15 protein-coding genes are annotated in these 15343 nt (G+C 66.8%); 13 read left to right on the forward strand and 2 right to left on the reverse strand.

The window, feature by feature from the left end; translation table 11 throughout:
* The first annotated feature begins 4 nt into the window (after nt 1–4).
* Nucleotides 5–1624, forward strand: coding sequence for a GNAT family N-acetyltransferase (locus V3391_RS09225; protein WP_332078133.1), 1620 nt, complete (start codon nt 5–7; stop codon nt 1622–1624).
* Nucleotides 1624–3450 carry a dihydrolipoyl dehydrogenase gene (gene lpdA, locus V3391_RS09230; protein WP_332078134.1) on the forward strand — a complete coding sequence of 609 codons (1827 nt, stop codon included), beginning with the start codon at nt 1624–1626 and terminating at the stop codon, nt 3448–3450. Before V3391_RS09225 ends, lpdA begins: the two co-directional genes overlap by 1 nt.
* 103 nt (nt 3451–3553) lie before the next feature.
* Here the strand turns inward: lpdA and V3391_RS09235 are convergent, their stop codons facing one another.
* A complete protein-coding gene (locus V3391_RS09235; RefSeq protein WP_332078135.1) occupies nt 3554–4468 on the reverse strand; it encodes a TonB-dependent receptor in 915 nt (304 codons plus the stop codon).
* Nucleotides 4469–4898: 430 nt separating this feature from the next.
* Between V3391_RS09235 and V3391_RS09240 the strand changes: the two genes are divergently transcribed.
* The 10 genes from V3391_RS09240 to V3391_RS09285 all read left to right on the forward strand — a co-directional run bounded on the left by V3391_RS09240 (nt 4899) and on the right by V3391_RS09285 (nt 13461).
* Nucleotides 4899–5276, forward strand: a complete 378-nt coding sequence (locus V3391_RS09240; RefSeq protein ID WP_332078136.1) for an ATP synthase subunit I — start codon at nt 4899–4901, stop codon at nt 5274–5276.
* Between the two features lie 28 nt (nt 5277–5304).
* A complete protein-coding gene (gene atpB / locus V3391_RS09245; protein WP_332078137.1) occupies nt 5305–6102 on the forward strand; it encodes a F0F1 ATP synthase subunit A in 798 nt (265 codons plus the stop codon).
* 83 nt (nt 6103–6185) lie between these two features.
* Nucleotides 6186–6476, forward strand: coding sequence for a F0F1 ATP synthase subunit C (atpE, locus tag V3391_RS09250; RefSeq protein WP_159681455.1), 291 nt, complete (start codon nt 6186–6188; stop codon nt 6474–6476).
* Nucleotides 6477–6588: 112 nt separating this feature from the next.
* Nucleotides 6589–7059, forward strand: coding sequence for a F0F1 ATP synthase subunit B (locus tag V3391_RS09255; protein WP_232137414.1), 471 nt, complete (start codon nt 6589–6591; stop codon nt 7057–7059).
* A 5-nt stretch (nt 7060–7064) separates the two neighbouring features.
* On the forward strand, nt 7065–7592 hold the full coding sequence (locus tag V3391_RS09260) for a F0F1 ATP synthase subunit delta (RefSeq protein WP_232116622.1): 528 nt from the start codon (nt 7065–7067) through the stop codon (nt 7590–7592).
* 52 nt (nt 7593–7644) lie between these two features.
* Nucleotides 7645–9195, forward strand: coding sequence for a F0F1 ATP synthase subunit alpha (gene atpA / locus V3391_RS09265; RefSeq protein WP_332078138.1), 1551 nt, complete (start codon nt 7645–7647; stop codon nt 9193–9195).
* A 120-nt stretch (nt 9196–9315) separates the two neighbouring features.
* On the forward strand, nt 9316–10176 hold the full coding sequence (gene atpG / locus V3391_RS09270; protein WP_332078139.1) for a F0F1 ATP synthase subunit gamma: 861 nt from the start codon (nt 9316–9318) through the stop codon (nt 10174–10176).
* Nucleotides 10177–10215: 39 nt separating this feature from the next.
* On the forward strand, nt 10216–11616 hold the full coding sequence (atpD, locus tag V3391_RS09275) for a F0F1 ATP synthase subunit beta (RefSeq protein ID WP_332078140.1): 1401 nt from the start codon (nt 10216–10218) through the stop codon (nt 11614–11616).
* Between the two features lie 119 nt (nt 11617–11735).
* On the forward strand, nt 11736–12161 hold the full coding sequence (locus V3391_RS09280; protein WP_332078141.1) for a F0F1 ATP synthase subunit epsilon: 426 nt from the start codon (nt 11736–11738) through the stop codon (nt 12159–12161).
* Between the two features lie 127 nt (nt 12162–12288).
* On the forward strand, nt 12289–13461 hold the full coding sequence (locus V3391_RS09285) for a DmpA family aminopeptidase (RefSeq protein WP_332078142.1): 1173 nt from the start codon (nt 12289–12291) through the stop codon (nt 13459–13461).
* Between the two features lie 27 nt (nt 13462–13488).
* On the opposite strand, the gene V3391_RS09290 is transcribed toward V3391_RS09285, so the two are convergent.
* On the reverse strand, nt 13489–13872 hold the full coding sequence (locus V3391_RS09290) for a GtrA family protein (protein ID WP_232137405.1): 384 nt from the start codon (nt 13870–13872) through the stop codon (nt 13489–13491).
* Nucleotides 13873–13974: 102 nt separating this feature from the next.
* Here V3391_RS09290 and glmU point away from each other — a divergent pair, with 102 nt between their 5' ends.
* Nucleotides 13975–15342, forward strand: a complete 1368-nt coding sequence (glmU, locus tag V3391_RS09295) for a bifunctional UDP-N-acetylglucosamine diphosphorylase/glucosamine-1-phosphate N-acetyltransferase GlmU (protein WP_332078143.1) — start codon at nt 13975–13977, stop codon at nt 15340–15342.
* Nucleotide 15343: the final 1 nt, after the last annotated feature.

A 15343-nucleotide genomic window follows, 5' to 3' on the forward strand; every position in this document is an offset into this window, starting at 1 on the left:
GCCGGTGACCAGCGACACCACGCGAGAGAAAGCGCGGCTGACCGTCCGCCATGCGACGGTCGCCGACATTCCGGCGATCGTCGCGCTGTCGGATACGGTCTACGGCGAGGAAGGCGGTTACACCGCCGAGATGCTCACCGGCCAGATCGCGCAGTTCCCGCAGGGCGTGTTCGTCGCGTGCTACGAGGACGTCGCGGTCGGCTACTGCGCGACGTTCCGCATCGATGAAGCGAGCGCCATGGCGCCGCATCGCTGGACCGAGATTTCGGGCGGCGGGTATGGCGCGCGCCATCTGACCACCGGCGACTGGCTCTACGGCATGGAAGTCTGCGTGGATCCCGCGTACCGCGGTCTGCGCATCGGCCGCCGGCTGTACGAGCTGCGCAAGCGGCTGTGCCAGGAGCTCGGTCTCAAGGGCATCGTGTTCGGCGGCCGCCTGCCGGGCTTCTCGCGCCGCGCCAAGGCGTACGGCAACGATGCGCACGCCTATGTCGCCGACGTGCGCGCAGGCCGCATCCGCGATCGCGCGCTGAGCTTCCAGCTCAGCAACGGGTTCGAGTTCATCGGCCTGCTGCGCAACTACCAGCCGGCCGACCGCGAATCGCGCGGCTACGCCGCGCATCTGGTGTGGCGCAATCCCAAGATCGATCCGAACGTGCGTACCACCGGCACCGCGCGCCAGCTGCCCGATTCGGTGCGCGTGGCGACCGTGCAGTACCAGCAGCGCCGCGTGGGCTCGTTCGAGGAATTCGCCACCCAGGTCGAGTACTTCGTCGACATCGCCGCCGATTACCGCGCCGATTTCGTCGTGTTCCCGGAGCTCTTCACGCTGCAGTTGCTGTCGGTGGAGAACAAGCCGCTGTCGCCGCAGGATTCGCTGCTCGCGCTGACGGGGTACACCGAGCGTTTCGCGACGCTGCTCAGCGAACTGGCGGTGCGCCACAACATCAACATCATCGGCGGCTCGCATCCCACGCGGACCAGTGACGGCCCTGACGCGAAGGTGCGCAACATCTGCTACGTCGCCCTGCGCGACGGCTCGCTGCACACGCGCGACAAGCTGCATCCCACGCCCAACGAGCGCACCTGGTGGGGCATCGGCGGCGGCGACAGCGCACGGGCGATCATGACCGACTGCGGGCCGATCGGCGTCATGATCTGCTACGACAGCGAGTTCCCCGAACTCGGCCGCCATCTGGTCGACCAGGGCGCGATGATCCTGTTCGTGCCGTTCTGCACCGACACCCGCGAAGGCTATCTGCGCGTGCGCTACTGCTCGCAGGCGCGCGCCGTCGAGAACCAGTGTTACGTGGTGTTGTCGGGCAACGTCGGCAATCTGCCGGGCGTCAACAACTTCGACATCCAGTACGCGCAGAGCTGCATCCTGACGCCCTGCGATTTTCCGTTCGCGCGTGACGGCATCGCCGCCGACACCACGCCGAACGTCGAGCAGGTCGCGTTCGCCGACCTGCGTCTCAACGATCTCGTCGTCGCCCGCAACGACGGCACCGTGCAGAACCTCAACGACCGCCGCCACGATCTGTATTCGCTGACCTGGGCCCGCCGCCCGGCGTCGCGCATCGCGGCGTCGGACCCCACGCAACAGACTCCGGAGAACCCGTGATGGCCCAGACCCTCGAAGTGAAAGTCCCCGACATCGGCGGCTACGACGACGTGCCGGTGATCGAGGTGCTGGTCGCCATCGGCGAGACCGTCGCCAAGGACCAGAGCCTGGTCACGCTGGAATCGGACAAGGCCACGATGGAAGTGCCGGCCTCGAGCGCGGGCGTCATCAAGGAACTGAAGGTCAAGGTCGGCGACACGCTGTCGGAAGGCAGCGTGGTCGCGGTGATCGAAGTCGAAGGCGCGGGCGATGCGCCTGCCGCCGACGCGAACGCCGCCGCGCCCGAGAAGAAGGCAGACGCGCCGGCGAAGAAGAGCGACGCGCCCGGCAGCAATCCGCCGGTCGCGCGTTCGCCTGCGGCGCCGGCCGAACCCGAAGCGGTCAAGGCCGCACCGTCCTCGGGCCGCCAGGCCGATGTCGAATGCCGCATCGTCGTGCTCGGCTCCGGCCCCGGTGGGTACACCGCCGCGTTCCGCGCGGCCGATCTCGGCCTCGACACCGTGCTGATCGAACGCTACGAAACGCTCGGCGGTGTCTGCCTCAATGTCGGCTGTATTCCGTCCAAGGCGCTGTTGCACGCGGCCGAGGTCATCGACCAGGCCAAGCACGCCAGCGACTACGGCGTCGACTTCGGCGCGCCGACGATCGCCCTCGACAAGCTGCGCGGTTACAAGGAAAAAGTGGTCGGCCAGCTGACCAAGGGCCTCACCGGCATGGCCAAGCAGCGCAAGGTGCGCGTGGTCACCGGCGAAGGCCTGTTCGTGTCGCCGAACGAGATCGAAGTCACCGGCAGCGACGGCAAGACCCAACTCGTGCGTTTCGAGCAATGCATCATCGCCGCCGGTTCGCAGGCGCTGAAGCTCCCCGGCTTCCCGTGGGACGACCCGCGCGTCATGGATTCGACCGACGCGCTGGAACTGGCCGAAACGCCGAAGAAGCTGCTCGTCGTCGGCGGCGGCATCATCGGTCTGGAGATGGCGACGGTCTATCACGCGCTCGGCTCGGAGGTGACCGTGGTCGAGCTCGCCGACCAGCTGATGCCCGGCGCTGACAAGGATCTGGTCAAGCCGCTCGCCGATCGCCTGAAGAAGCAGGGCGTGTCCGCGCACCTCAAGACCAAGGTCGTCGAAGCCAAGGCAGCCAAGAACGGCATCGACGTCGTCTTCGACGGCGAGAGCATTCCGGACACGAAGACCTTCGACCGCGTGCTGGTGGCCGTGGGCCGCACGCCGAACGGCGGCAAGATCGCCGCCGACAAGGCCGGCGTGCGCGTGTCGGATCGCGGTTTCATCGCCGTCGACGCGCAGATGCGCACCAACGTGCCGCACATCTTCGCGATCGGCGATCTCGTTGGCCAGCCGATGCTGGCGCACAAGGCGACGCACGAGGGCAAGCTCGCGGCCGAAGTCGCCGCCGGCGAGAAGAAGGAATGGGTGGCGCGGGTGATTCCGTCGGTCGCCTACACCGATCCGGAAATCGCGTGGGTCGGCATCACCGAGACCGAAGCCAAGGCCAAGGGCCTGAAGGTCGGCGTGGGCAAGTTCCCGTGGGCGGCCAGCGGTCGCGCGATCGGCATCGGCCGCACCGAGGGTTTCACCAAGCTGATCTTCGACGAGGCCACACATCGCATCGTCGGCGCCGGCATCGTCGGCGTACATGCGGGCGATCTGATCGCCGAAGCCGGTCTGGCGATCGAGATGGGCGCCGAAGTCGCCGACATCGGCCACACCATCCATCCGCATCCCACGCTCAGCGAATCGGTGGCGATGGCGGCGGAAGTGTTCGACGGCACGATCACCGACCTGTACATCCCGAAGAAGAAGTAAGCGCGCAGGCCAGCACGTCCGCGCCAACGAAAAAGCCCCGGCATGCCGGGGCTTTTCCATGTCCGCACGCCGTGTCGTCCGGCGCGCGGATCGGTGCTTGCACTCAGAAGCGGAACGTCACGCCGGCCATCGGGCCGTGGACCTTCAGATCGCCGGTCACGTTGCCCGAATACGGGAACGGACCTGCGTCGATGCCGTCCGGTGCGCGCGCGGTGCCGCGGTACTGGTCCTTGAGCTTCAGGCGGAACCAGTCGTAGCCGACGTGGATGCCGACGCGCTCGCTGACCATGTATTCGACCAGCAGGCCGCCGCGCTCGAAGTGGCCTTCCTCGTCGAGGATGTTGCCCCAGGTCGTATCCAGATACTGGGCTTCCAGACCAACGGTCCAGCGCTCGGCCGGCGTCCAGGTCAGGCGGGTGTGCAGGCCCGGCGACACGCCGTCGCGCTCCCAGCCCACGCTCTCGAATTCGGGATCCAGCAGATCGGTGCCGGTCGAAGCGCCGTTGGCGGTGGCTTCGAGCTTGGCGTAGGTCACGCCCAAGCCCAGGCCCCACTCGAAGCTGTCGTTCTTGACGACGGCGTATTCGTAATTGAGGTTCGCCAGTCGGAACGACAGGCGCCCGTCGATGCGCGCGCCCGGAATCTCGATCGCGTCGCCGCCCGGGATGATCGTGCCGGTGTCGAGCACGTTCCCGCCGTACTCCCAGGTTTCGTCGCGGCGGTAGTCGTAGAAATTGCCGATCAGTGCCTGGCGGTCGCTGATGCGGAAACCGATCGCGCCGCGCGGACGCCATTCGCGGCCGGTGTCGAAGCTTTCGTCGAAGCCGAATGTCGCGGTGTCGCTGCCGTCGGTGACCGTGCCGTCGCCGGAGAAGCCCAGTTCGGCTTCCGGATTGAACGCGCTCAGGCGCAGCACGAAGCGGTCGTCACGGCTCTGCGCCTGCGCCGCGGTGGCGAAGGTGGCGAGGATGGCGGTGGAGAGCAGGGCAAGGGCGAAGCGGGACGCGGGTCGTGACATCGGGGGAGTCTTCCTGGGAGAGGCGTGCGATGTTCGTTAAACCGCAGTCTTTCCGACGTGAAGTCGTCATGTGACCGACGTTCGCTTCCGTTCCCGACGCGACACAGGCGTGGCGCCCAAAAAAAGAGCCCCGGCGGGCGGGCCGGGGCTCGGGGTGACGATCTGCAGACGGGACCGACGAGGAAGGACGGCAGATCGGACACACAGATACGACTCGCCCGGCGGGCGGAAGTTCCGGCCGAACGCGAATAAATCCACTGAAAATTGTGAATGCGCAGTCGCCGGGGTCGTCTCCCGGGGCCGGTGTGCGGCGGATTCCGAAACAGGACCTCCGCCGGTTGTGGGTCAAATGACGCCACTGCTATACTTTTGCGGCTCGACGGGGCCGTTTCGACGCCCCCGTGTCCTCCAGACAGTGGAATCCTTTGAAGTGTTGACGTCCGTCGCAGTGGGTCGGCGGCTGGCACAGCGCGCAATCGCCTGGCAGGCGGTCGCAGTCGCGGTGACGGCGCTCGCCTTCCTCGCAAAGGGAGCCGACTGGGCGCTGGCGGCGGGTCTCGGCGGTGCGGCGATCGCACTCGGGGGCTGGCTGTCGAGCGTCATCGCGCTGGGGGGTGGGGTCAATCCGTCGACAGGCGCGCTTGCGCGGCTGCTGGCAGGGGTGGCGTTGAAGTGGGTCGTGGTGGTGGCGGTTCTGCTGCTGGGCGTGGGAATGGCGGGTTTGTCGCCGGTTCCGATGCTCGCCGGGGTCATCGTCGCGCTCTTCGCGCAGTTGCTCGCAATGTCCCGGCCTCTGGCCAGGCACTGAACCAATCACAGGCAGGGTTTTCGATCTTATGGCAGCTGATGCGGAACTGACCCCAACCAGCTACATCCAGCACCACCTGCAGAACCTGACCGCGTCGACCGGCGAAGGCGGCTTCTGGACGCTGCACGTGGACACGCTGATCACCGCCCTGCTGATGGGCGGCCTGATGGTGTTCGCATTCTGGATGGCGACCCGCAAGGCCACCGCCGGCGTGCCGGGCAAGTGGCAGGCGTTCGTGGAGATCTGCCTGGAGTTCGTCGACAAGCAGGCCCGCGACACGTACCACGGCTCCAGCAAGCTCGTGACGCCGATCGCGATCACGCTGTTCTTCTGGATCCTGCTGATGAATCTGCTGAAGATGATTCCGGCGGACTTCATCGCCAAGCCGCTCGAGCTGCTGGGCGTGCATTACTGGAAGCCGGTGCCGACCGCCGACGTCAACGCGACGCTGGGCCTGTCGATCAGCGTGTTCTTCCTGACGATCTTCTTCGCGCTGCGTGCCAAGGGCATCGGCGGCATGTCGAAGGAGTTCCTGTTCGCACCGTTCGGCAAGTGGATGGTGCCGTTCAACCTGATCCTCAACATCGTCGAGTGGCTGAGCAAGCCGATTTCGCTGGCGATGCGACTGTTCGGCAACATGTTCGGCGGCGAGATCGTGTTCCTGCTGATCTGGGTCCTCGGCGGCGCGAGCCTGCTGGGCGTGCTCGGCGGCGGCGTGCTCGGCCTGGGCTGGATGCTGTTCCACCTGCTGGTCATTCCGCTGCAGGCCTTCATTTTCATGATGCTGTCGATCGTCTACCTCAGCCTGGCTGAAGACGACCACTGATCGCCGGCATCACGCGACACCGCTTTCGTGACACCCCAATCCCTGGTTCCACCCTTACCAAGCAATCCGCTCCGGAGAAAACAATGGAAATCGCACTGACCTCGTTCGCCCAGATCCAGGCTTCGACCGTTCTGGCCATCGGCATCATGATCGGCCTGGCTGCGCTGGGTGCGGGTCTGGGCCTGGCCATCATGGCCGGCAAGTTCCTCGAGTCGGCCGCGCGCCAGCCCGAGCTGATCCCGGTGCTGCAGGTCCGCATGTTCATCACCGCCGGCCTGATCGACGCCGCGTTCATCATCTCGGTCGCCGTCGGCCTGCTGTTCGCGTTCGCTTCGCCGTTCATCGGCCCGGTCGCCGCGCAGCTCGCGGGCTGATCCAGCCGCCCGGCGTTCCGGTTGCGGTGCGTGCCTCGCGCATGACCGCACCGGTGGATGACAGGGGGCGCGTCCGCGCGCCCAACCCTTCACGACAGGCAGTCACAAGCCCATGAATATCGGTCTGACCCTAATTGCCCAGGCACTGGCGTTCGCCGGTCTGATCTGGATCATCGCGACCAAGATCTGGCCGCCGCTGCTCAGTGCCATCGAGGAGCGCCAGAAGAAGATCGCCGAAGGTCTGGCCGCGGCGGACAACAGCCAGCGCGCCCTCGCGCAGGCCCAGGAAACCGCCAACGAGGAACTCAAGGCCGCGCGTGCGAAGGCCAACGAGATCATCGAACAGGCCCACCAGCGTGGCACCCAGATCGTCGAGGCCGCCAAGGCCGAAGCGGTCACCGAGGGCCTGCGCCAGAAGGCGATGTTCGACGCCGAACTCCAGGCCTCGGCCACCCGTGCACGCGAAGAGCTGCGTCGTCAGGTCTCCAGCCTGGCGGTGACCGGCGCCGAGCGTCTGCTCAAGCGTGAGATCGACGCCAACGCCCACAAGGCGCTGCTCGACGAACTCGCCGCGGAGATCTGAGTCCGATGAGCCAGGCCATGACGATCGCCCGTCCGTATGCCCGCGCCGCGTTCGCGATCGCGCGTGACGGCGGCCAGTTCGCGCCGTGGTCGGACGCGCTCGCGTTCTCGGCCCGCGTCGCTGCCGATCCGCAGGCGGCCGCGCTGCTCGGCCACCCGGCGCTGTCGCACGACGATGCCGTCGCGCTGCTCGCACCGGAGGGCGCCGACGAGAAATTCGCCGGCTTCCTCACGCTGCTGGCCAGCAACGGCCGTCTCGCGCAGTTGCCGGAGATTGCCGGCCAGTACGAGGAACTGCGTGCCGAAGCCGAGCACATCGTGCTGGCGACGGTGACGTCGGCAGCCGAGTTGCCGGACGCAGAAGTGGAACAGATCCGCGCCGCGCTCAAGCGTCGTTTCGGTCGCGAAGTCCAGGTCGAAACGGCCGTGGACGCATCGCTGATCGGCGGCGCGGTGATCTCGGCGGGCGACGTGGTGATCGACGGCTCGCTCAAGGGCAAGCTGGCGCGCCTGCAGTCCGCGCTGACGCACTGACACGATTTTCAATTGCAACGTCGGCGGCAACGCCGGCTCAAGGGAACCCCCGATGGCTACCACGCAACTCAATCCTTCCGAGATCAGCGAGCTGATCAAGTCCCGCATCGAGAAGGTCAAGCTGAGCGCCGAATCGCGCAACGAAGGCACCGTGACCTCGGTCGCCGACGGCATCGTGCGTCTGCACGGCCTGGCCGACGTGATGCAGGGCGAAATGATCGAACTGCCGAACAACACGTTCGCACTCGCCCTCAACCTCGAGCGCGACTCGGTCGGCGCCGTGGTGCTGGGTGACTACGAGCACCTGCGCGAAGGTGACGTGGCCAAGACCACCGGCCGCATCCTCGAAGTGCCGGTGGGTCCGGAAATGCTCGGCCGTGTCGTCAACGCGCTGGGCGAGCCGATCGACGGCAAGGGCCCGATCGACGCCAAGCTCAGCGCGCCGGTCGAGCGCGTCGCGCCGGGCGTGATCTGGCGCAAGTCGGTCGACCAGCCGGTGCAGACCGGCTACAAGTCGGTTGACTCGATGATCCCGATCGGCCGCGGCCAGCGCGAGCTGCTCATCGGCGACCGCCAGACCGGCAAGACCGCGATGGCGATCGACGCCGTGATCAACCAGAAGTCGACCGGCATCAAGTGCGTCTACGTGGCGATCGGCCAGAAGGCCTCGACCGTCGCCAACATCGTGCGCAAGCTCGAAGAGAACGGCGCGCTCGCGCACACCGTCGTCGTCGCCGCCACCGCGTCCGAATCGGCCGCGATGCAGTACATCTCGGCCTACGCCGGCTGCACCATGGGCGAGTACTTCATGGACCGCGGCGAAGACGCGCTGATCGTGTACGACGATCTGTCCAAGCAGGCCGTCGCCTACCGCCAGATCTCGCTGCTGCTCAAGCGTCCGCCGGGCCGCGAAGCGTATCCGGGTGACGTGTTCTACCTGCACTCCCGTCTGCTCGAGCGCGCCGCGCGCGTGTCCGAGGAGTATGTCGAGAAGTTCACCAACGGCGCCGTGACCGGCAAGACCGGTTCGCTGACCGCGCTGCCGATCATCGAAACGCAGGCCGGCGACGTCTCGGCGTTCGTGCCGACCAACGTGATCTCGATCACCGACGGCCAGATTTTCCTGGAAACCGATCTGTTCAACGCCGGCATCCGCCCGGCCGTGAACGCCGGTATCTCGGTGTCGCGCGTCGGTGGTTCGGCGCAGACCAAGATCATCAAGAAGCTCTCGGGCGGCATCCGTATCTCGCTCGCGCAGTACCGTGAGCTGGCCGCGTTCGCGCAGTTCGCCTCGGATCTCGACGAAGCCACCCGCAAGCAGCTCGAGCGCGGCCAGCGCGTCACCGAGCTGATGAAGCAGAAGCAGTACAAGCCGATGTCGATCGCGCACCAGGCGCTGACGATCTACGCCGTCAACGAGGGGTATCTCGACGACGTGCCGGTCGCCAAGCTGCTCGCGTTCGAAGAAGGCCTGCACGCGCATTTCGACAACACCGCGGGCGAGCTGGTCGGCAAGATCAACCAGACCGGCGGCTGGAACGACGAGATCGAAGGCGCCTTCAAGCAGGGCATCTCCGAGTTCAAGACCACCGGTAGCTGGTAAGGCGTCAGAAGGTCAGGAGTGAGGGGGTCAGAGGTCGCGCGTTTCGCGTCCACTGACGTCTGAGCCCGCATCGCGGGCGCTCCCTTCACCCCCTCACTCAAGCGAGCAAAGCGAGCGGATATGGCAGGCGGCAGAGAAATCAAGACGAAGATCAAGAGCGTGCAGAACACCCGCAAGGTGACGCGCGCGCTCGAGATGGTCTCCGCGTCGAAGATCCGCAAGGCGCAGGATCGGATGAAGGCATCGCGCCCGTATGCGAACGCGATGAAGCAGCTGATCGGGCATCTCGCCCAGGCCAGTTCCGAGTTCCAGCATCCGTACCTGGTCGAGCGTGATGTCAAGCGCGTCGGTTACATCGTCGCGTCCTCGGATCGCGGTCTGGCCGGCGGTCTGAACAACAACATGTTCCGCAAGCTGCTCGGCGAGATCCGCGCCTGGCAGGACAAGGGCGTGCAGGTCGACGTGGTGACCATCGGCCAGAAGGCGACGGTGTTCTTCCGCCGCCTGAAGGTGGACATGGTCGCCAGCGTCACCCATATCGGCGACACGCCGGAAGTCGAACAGCTGGTCGGCATCATCAAGGTGATGCTCGACGGCTACACCGACGGCCGCGTCGACCGGGTGTTCCTCGCCTACAACCACTTCGTCAACACGATGACCCAGAAGGCCAGCTTCGACCAGCTGCTGCCGCTGCCGGCCGCCGAGACGCAGGTGGTCAAGCACGACTGGGACTACATCTACGAGCCGGACGCCGAATCGGTGCTCGGCCACGTGCTGACGCGTTACATCGAATCGCTCGTGTACCAGGCGGTGATGGAGAACGTGGCTTCCGAACATGCCGCACGCATGGTCGCGATGAAGTCCGCGAGCGACAACGCCACCAAGCTGATCGACACGCTCAAGCTGGTCTACAACAAGGCCCGCCAGGCGGCGATCACCCAGGAAATCTCCGAGATCGTCGGCGGCGCCGCAGCGGTCTGATCCGTACGCGCACCAGAATTCTTCTAGAGGAATGCAGCAATGAGTCAGGGCAAGATCGTTCAGATCATCGGCGCGGTCGTCGACATCGAGTTCGCGCGCAACGAAGTACCGAGGGTCTACGACGCACTGAAGGTCGAAGGCACGGAGATCACGCTGGAAGTGCAGCAGCAGCTCGGTGACGGCATCGTGCGCGCGATCGCGCTCGGTTCCACCGACGGCCTGAAGCGCAACCTGATCGCGACCAACACGGACCGCGGCATCTCGGTGCCGGTCGGCCCGGGCACGCTCGGCCGCATCATGGACGTGCTCGGTCGCCCGATCGACGAAGCCGGTCCGGTCGAAGCCACCGACCACTGGGAAATCCACCGGTCGGCACCGTCGTACGAAGACCAGTCCTCGTCCACCGAGCTGCTGGAAACCGGCATCAAGGTCATCGACCTGATGTGTCCCTTCGCCAAGGGCGGCAAGGTCGGCCTGTTCGGCGGCGCCGGCGTCGGCAAGACCGTCAACATGATGGAGCTCATCAACAACATCGCCAAGGCGCACGAAGGCCTGTCGGTGTTCGCCGGCGTGGGCGAGCGTACCCGCGAGGGCAACGACTTCTACCACGAGATGAAGGACTCCAACGTCCTCGACAAGGTGGCGATGGTCTACGGCCAGATGAACGAGCCGCCGGGCAACCGCCTGCGCGTCGCGCTGACCGGCCTGACGATGGCCGAGTACTTCCGCGACGAGAAGGACGCGTCCGGCAAGGGCAAGGACGTGCTGCTGTTCGTCGACAACATCTACCGCTACACGCTGGCCGGTACCGAAGTGTCGGCGCTGCTCGGCCGCATGCCGTCGGCCGTGGGCTACCAGCCGACGCTCGCCGAGGAAATGGGCGTGCTGCAGGAGCGCATCACCTCGACGAAGTCCGGCTCGATCACCTCGATCCAGGCCGTCTACGTGCCCGCGGACGACCTGACCGACCCGTCGCCGGCGACGACCTTCGCCCATCTCGATTCGACGGTGACGCTGAGCCGCAACATCGCCTCGCTCGGCATCTACCCGGCCGTCGATCCGCTGGACTCGACCAGCCGCCAGATGGACCCGAACGTCATCGGCAACGAGCACTACGACACCGCCCAGCGCGTGCAGTCGACGCTGCAGAAGTACAAGGAGCTCAAGGACATCATCGCGATCCTGGGCATGGACGAGCTGTCGGAAGAAGACAAGCAGGCCGTGTCGCGCGCGCGCAAGATCGAGCGCTTCTTCTCGCAGCCTTTCCACGTGGCCGAAGTCTTCACCGGTTCGCCGGGCAAGTACGTCCCGCTGAAGGAAACGATCCGCGGCTTCAAGGGCATCGTCGACGGCGAATACGACCACCTGCCCGAGCAGGCGTTCTACATGGTCGGCGGCATCGACGAAGCGGTCGAGAAGGCGAAGAAGATCGCGGCCTGAGAGCCGTGAGGGCGTGAGGGTGTCAGGCGTCAGTACCTGACCTCTCACTTCCTGAGCGTGCGCCGCACGCGCCCGTTCTTACGCTTCCCCCCTTACACGTCGAGCAGAGCGAGACCGCCATGACCACCACCATCCGTTGCGACATCGTCAGCGCAGAAGCCGAGATCTTCCACGGCGAAGCGACCATGGTCGTGGCCACCGGCGAGCTCGGCGAGCTCGGCATCGCGCCGCGCCACGCGCCGCTGATCACGCGCCTGAAGCCGGGCAAGGTCGTCGTGACCCAGGCCAACGGCGAAGTGCTCGATTTCGCGATCGGCGGCGGTATTCTCGAAGTGCAGCCGCAGGTCGTGACGATCCTGGCCGACACCGCGATCCGCGCCGACGACATCGACGAGGCCGCCGTGAAAGCGGCCAAGGACGAGGCCGAGCGCATCCTGGCCGGCCGCGGCGAGGCGATGGACATCGCCGAGGCCCAGCAGAAGCTGGCCGAGGCCGTGGTCCAGCTGCAGGCGCTCGAGCGTCTGCGCAAGACCCTCAAGCACTGAGGTATCGCGTCACGCAGCATCTGGAACGCCGGCCTCGCGCCGGCGTTTCCGTGTCCGGAGTCGGCACATTCCGGTTTCCGCGGCCCGGCGCCACAATGGCCGCATCGACGGCGGCGGACGCGATGCGATGGGACGACACCTTCTGAAGGCCTGCGTTGCGGCGGCACTGCTGTCGGCGGCGCTGTCCGCGTTCGCGACCGAAGCCTCGCGCCCGCGCGCGCGCGATGCCGGCATCGTGATCGGCACGCTGCAACCCGGACCGCGCAATGCACTCGTCGACGTGCCCGGCGTGCAGGTCGGCCATGCCACCGTGATCGAAGGCGACGCGGTGCGTACCGGCGTCACCGCGATCGTGCCGCATCCCGGTGATCTCTTCCGCGAGCGCGTGCCGGCGGCGATCGTCGTCGGCAACGGTTTCGGCAAGTTGCTGGGCGTGACCCAGGTGCAGGAACTCGGCGAACTGGAAACCCCGATCCTGCTGGCCGGCACCCTGGGCGTCTGGCGCGCGGCCGATGCTCTCGTCGAACGGCAACTCGCGCTGCCGGGTATGGAACAGGTGCGCTCGATCAATCCGGTGGTCGGCGAAACCAACGATGGATATCTCAATGACATCCGCGCGCGTCCGTTGCGCGCCGAGCATGTGCGCGCAGCGCTGGATGGCGCATCCACCGGCAACGTCGACGAAGGCAGCATCGGCGCAGGTACCGGCACGATCGCGTTCGGGTGGAAGGGCGGCATCGGCACGAGTTCGCGTCGGATCGCGCCCGACGCCGGCGGCTACACCGTCGGCGTGCTGGTGCAGAGCAACTTCGGTGGACGCCTCACCATCGCGGGCGTGCCGGTGGGCGACGCGCTGCCGGATCCGCAGGCCTATCTCGCACTGGCACCGGATGCAGCGCCGCCTTCGACCGGCGACGGCAGCATCATGATCGTCGTCGCGACCGACGCGCCGCTCGACGATCGTCTGCTGCGCCGCCTCGCGACGCGTGCGCTGATCGGACTCGGCCGTACCGGCGCCTCGATGAGCAACGGTTCGGGCGATTACGTGATCGCGTTTTCGACCGCGCCCGGCGTGCGCCGAGCAACCGATGCGGTGACGCACCGCGTCGAAGTGCTGTCCAACGACGCGATGACGCCGCTGTTTGTCGCCGTGGCCGATGCCACCGAGGAGGCGATCCTCAATTCGATGTTCCGCGCGACCACGGTGTCGGGCCATCAGGGCACGGTGCCCGCCCTGCCGCTGGAGCTCGTGCTGCCGATGCTGCGCCAGTCGAATGTGCAGACCCCCGCGACGCCATGACGCGAGCGCGTGTGGCGCGGCTTCGCGTCAGCGCTTGTAGATCCAGTACCGCGACAGCACGAAGCCCACCGCGCCCAGCGCCAGTTCGATCGCCGGCTTCGCGACCCATACCCAGCGCAGGCCGAGCACGTCGTCGATCTGGGTCAGTGCCCAGGTGCTGAACAACGTCGTCGACACCCACATGATCATGAAACGCTGGAACTGCGTCGTGCCCACCGTGTTGCGGTCGTTGGCGAATGTCAGCTTGCCGTTGAGCCAGAAGCCGATCAGCGCTCCGGTGATGCGGCCGATGACGTTCGCCGGCGCCACCGGCAAGCCGAAGTGGGTCAGGCCGACGACGACGCCCCAGTCGACGAGCCACTGCAACAGGCCGATCGCCAGGTAGTCGCGCCCCTGTCGGGTCAGGCTCATCGCAGGTTCGACTCCGTGGATCGGGCAGGCCGTCGGGCGGCGGACGACGGCATCCTACCCGCGCCGCCGTTAGAATTTCCGCATTCCACGCAGAGTTCTCCCATGACCGCACCCCTGCACGTCGTCATCCTCGCCGCAGGCGAGGGCAAGCGCATGAAATCGTCGCTGCCCAAGGTGCTGCAGAAGATCGCCGGGCGGCCGATGCTGTGGCACGTCATCGAAGCTGCGCGTGCGCTCGAGCCGGCGGGCATCCACGTCGTCTACGGCCATCGCGGCGAGCAGGTGCAGGCCGCGTTCGCCGACCAGCCCGATCTGCACTGGTCCGAGCAGCGCGAACAACTCGGCACCGGTCACGCGGTGCGCCAGGCGATGCCCGACGTGCCCGACGGCGCGCAGGTGCTGGTGCTCTACGGCGACGTGCCGCTGCTGCGCGCCGAGACGCTGCGTCATCTGGTGTCGGTCGAAGGGCGGCTCGCGGTGCTGGCTGCGCAGCTGGAGGATCCGACCGGCTACGGCCGCATCGTGCGTGATCCCGAAGGCCACGTCGGCGCGATCGTCGAGCACAAGGACGCGAGCGACGAGCAGCGCCGCATCGATCTGGTGAACACCGGCATCCTCGCCGCCGAAGCCACTGCGCTCAAGGCGTGGCTGACGCGTCTGTCGTCGGACAACAACGTGCAGGGCGAGTACTACCTGACCGATGTGTTCGCGATGGCCGCCGACGAGTACAGCGCCGCGCAGATCGTGCTGGTTGCCGATCCGCTCGAAGCCGAAGGTGCGAACGATCCCTGGCAGCTGTCGCAGCTGGAACGCGCGTGGCAGCTGCGCGCGGTGCGCGCCCTGTGCGTGGCCGGTGCGCGTTTCGCCGATCCGGCGCGCGTGGACATCCGCGGCGAGGTCACCGTCGGCAGCGACGTCGAGATCGACGTCGACGTGATCTTCGAAGGGCAGGTCGCACTCGGCGACGGCGTACGGGTGGGTCCGTTCTGTCGCCTGAAGAACGTCGGCCTGGGCGACGGCACCGAAGTGCGTGCGCACTGCGATCTCGACGGTGTGCGCGCGGAAGGCGCGGTCACCATCGGCCCGTTCGCGCGCCTGCGGCCGGGTACCGTGCTCGCCGACGGCGTGCACATCGGCAACTTCGTCGAGACCAAGAACACGACGCTGGGCGTCGGCAGCAAGGCCAATCATCTGACGTATCTCGGCGATGCCGAGATCGGCGCCGGCAGCAACATCGGCGCCGGCACGATCACCTGCAACTACGACGGCGTGAACAAGTCGAAGACGGTGATCGGCGACCGCGCCTTTATCGGTTCGAACGCCGCGCTGGTCGCGCCGGTGCGCATCGGCCACGACGCGACGACGGCGGCCGGTTCGGTGATCGTCAACGACGTGCCGGACGGCAAGCTCGCCGTCGCACGCGGACGGCAGACGGTCGTCGAGGGCTGGTCGCGACCGAAGAAGCGCTGAG

The organism is Luteimonas flava (assembly GCF_036584485.1).
Taxonomy (GTDB): domain Bacteria; phylum Pseudomonadota; class Gammaproteobacteria; order Xanthomonadales; family Xanthomonadaceae; genus Luteimonas; species Luteimonas flava.

Coding starts and splice junctions, on each gene's coding strand:
- atpG (WP_332078139.1), top strand. CDS start 9,316: ATGGCAGGCGGCAGAGAAATCAAGACGAAGATCAAGAGCGTGCAGAAC.
- V3391_RS09255 (WP_232137414.1), top strand. CDS start 6,589: ATGAATATCGGTCTGACCCTAATTGCCCAGGCACTGGCGTTCGCCGGT.
- V3391_RS09260 (WP_232116622.1), top strand. CDS start 7,065: ATGAGCCAGGCCATGACGATCGCCCGTCCGTATGCCCGCGCCGCGTTC.
- V3391_RS09285 (WP_332078142.1), top strand. CDS start 12,289: ATGGGACGACACCTTCTGAAGGCCTGCGTTGCGGCGGCACTGCTGTCG.
- V3391_RS09290 (WP_232137405.1), bottom strand. CDS start 13,872: ATGAGCCTGACCCGACAGGGGCGCGACTACCTGGCGATCGGCCTGTTG.
- glmU (WP_332078143.1), top strand. CDS start 13,975: ATGACCGCACCCCTGCACGTCGTCATCCTCGCCGCAGGCGAGGGCAAG.
- lpdA (WP_332078134.1), top strand. CDS start 1,624: ATGGCCCAGACCCTCGAAGTGAAAGTCCCCGACATCGGCGGCTACGAC.
- V3391_RS09235 (WP_332078135.1), bottom strand. CDS start 4,468: ATGTCACGACCCGCGTCCCGCTTCGCCCTTGCCCTGCTCTCCACCGCC.
- atpB (WP_332078137.1), top strand. CDS start 5,305: ATGGCAGCTGATGCGGAACTGACCCCAACCAGCTACATCCAGCACCAC.
- V3391_RS09280 (WP_332078141.1), top strand. CDS start 11,736: ATGACCACCACCATCCGTTGCGACATCGTCAGCGCAGAAGCCGAGATC.
- atpD (WP_332078140.1), top strand. CDS start 10,216: ATGAGTCAGGGCAAGATCGTTCAGATCATCGGCGCGGTCGTCGACATC.
- atpA (WP_332078138.1), top strand. CDS start 7,645: ATGGCTACCACGCAACTCAATCCTTCCGAGATCAGCGAGCTGATCAAG.
- atpE (WP_159681455.1), top strand. CDS start 6,186: ATGGAAATCGCACTGACCTCGTTCGCCCAGATCCAGGCTTCGACCGTT.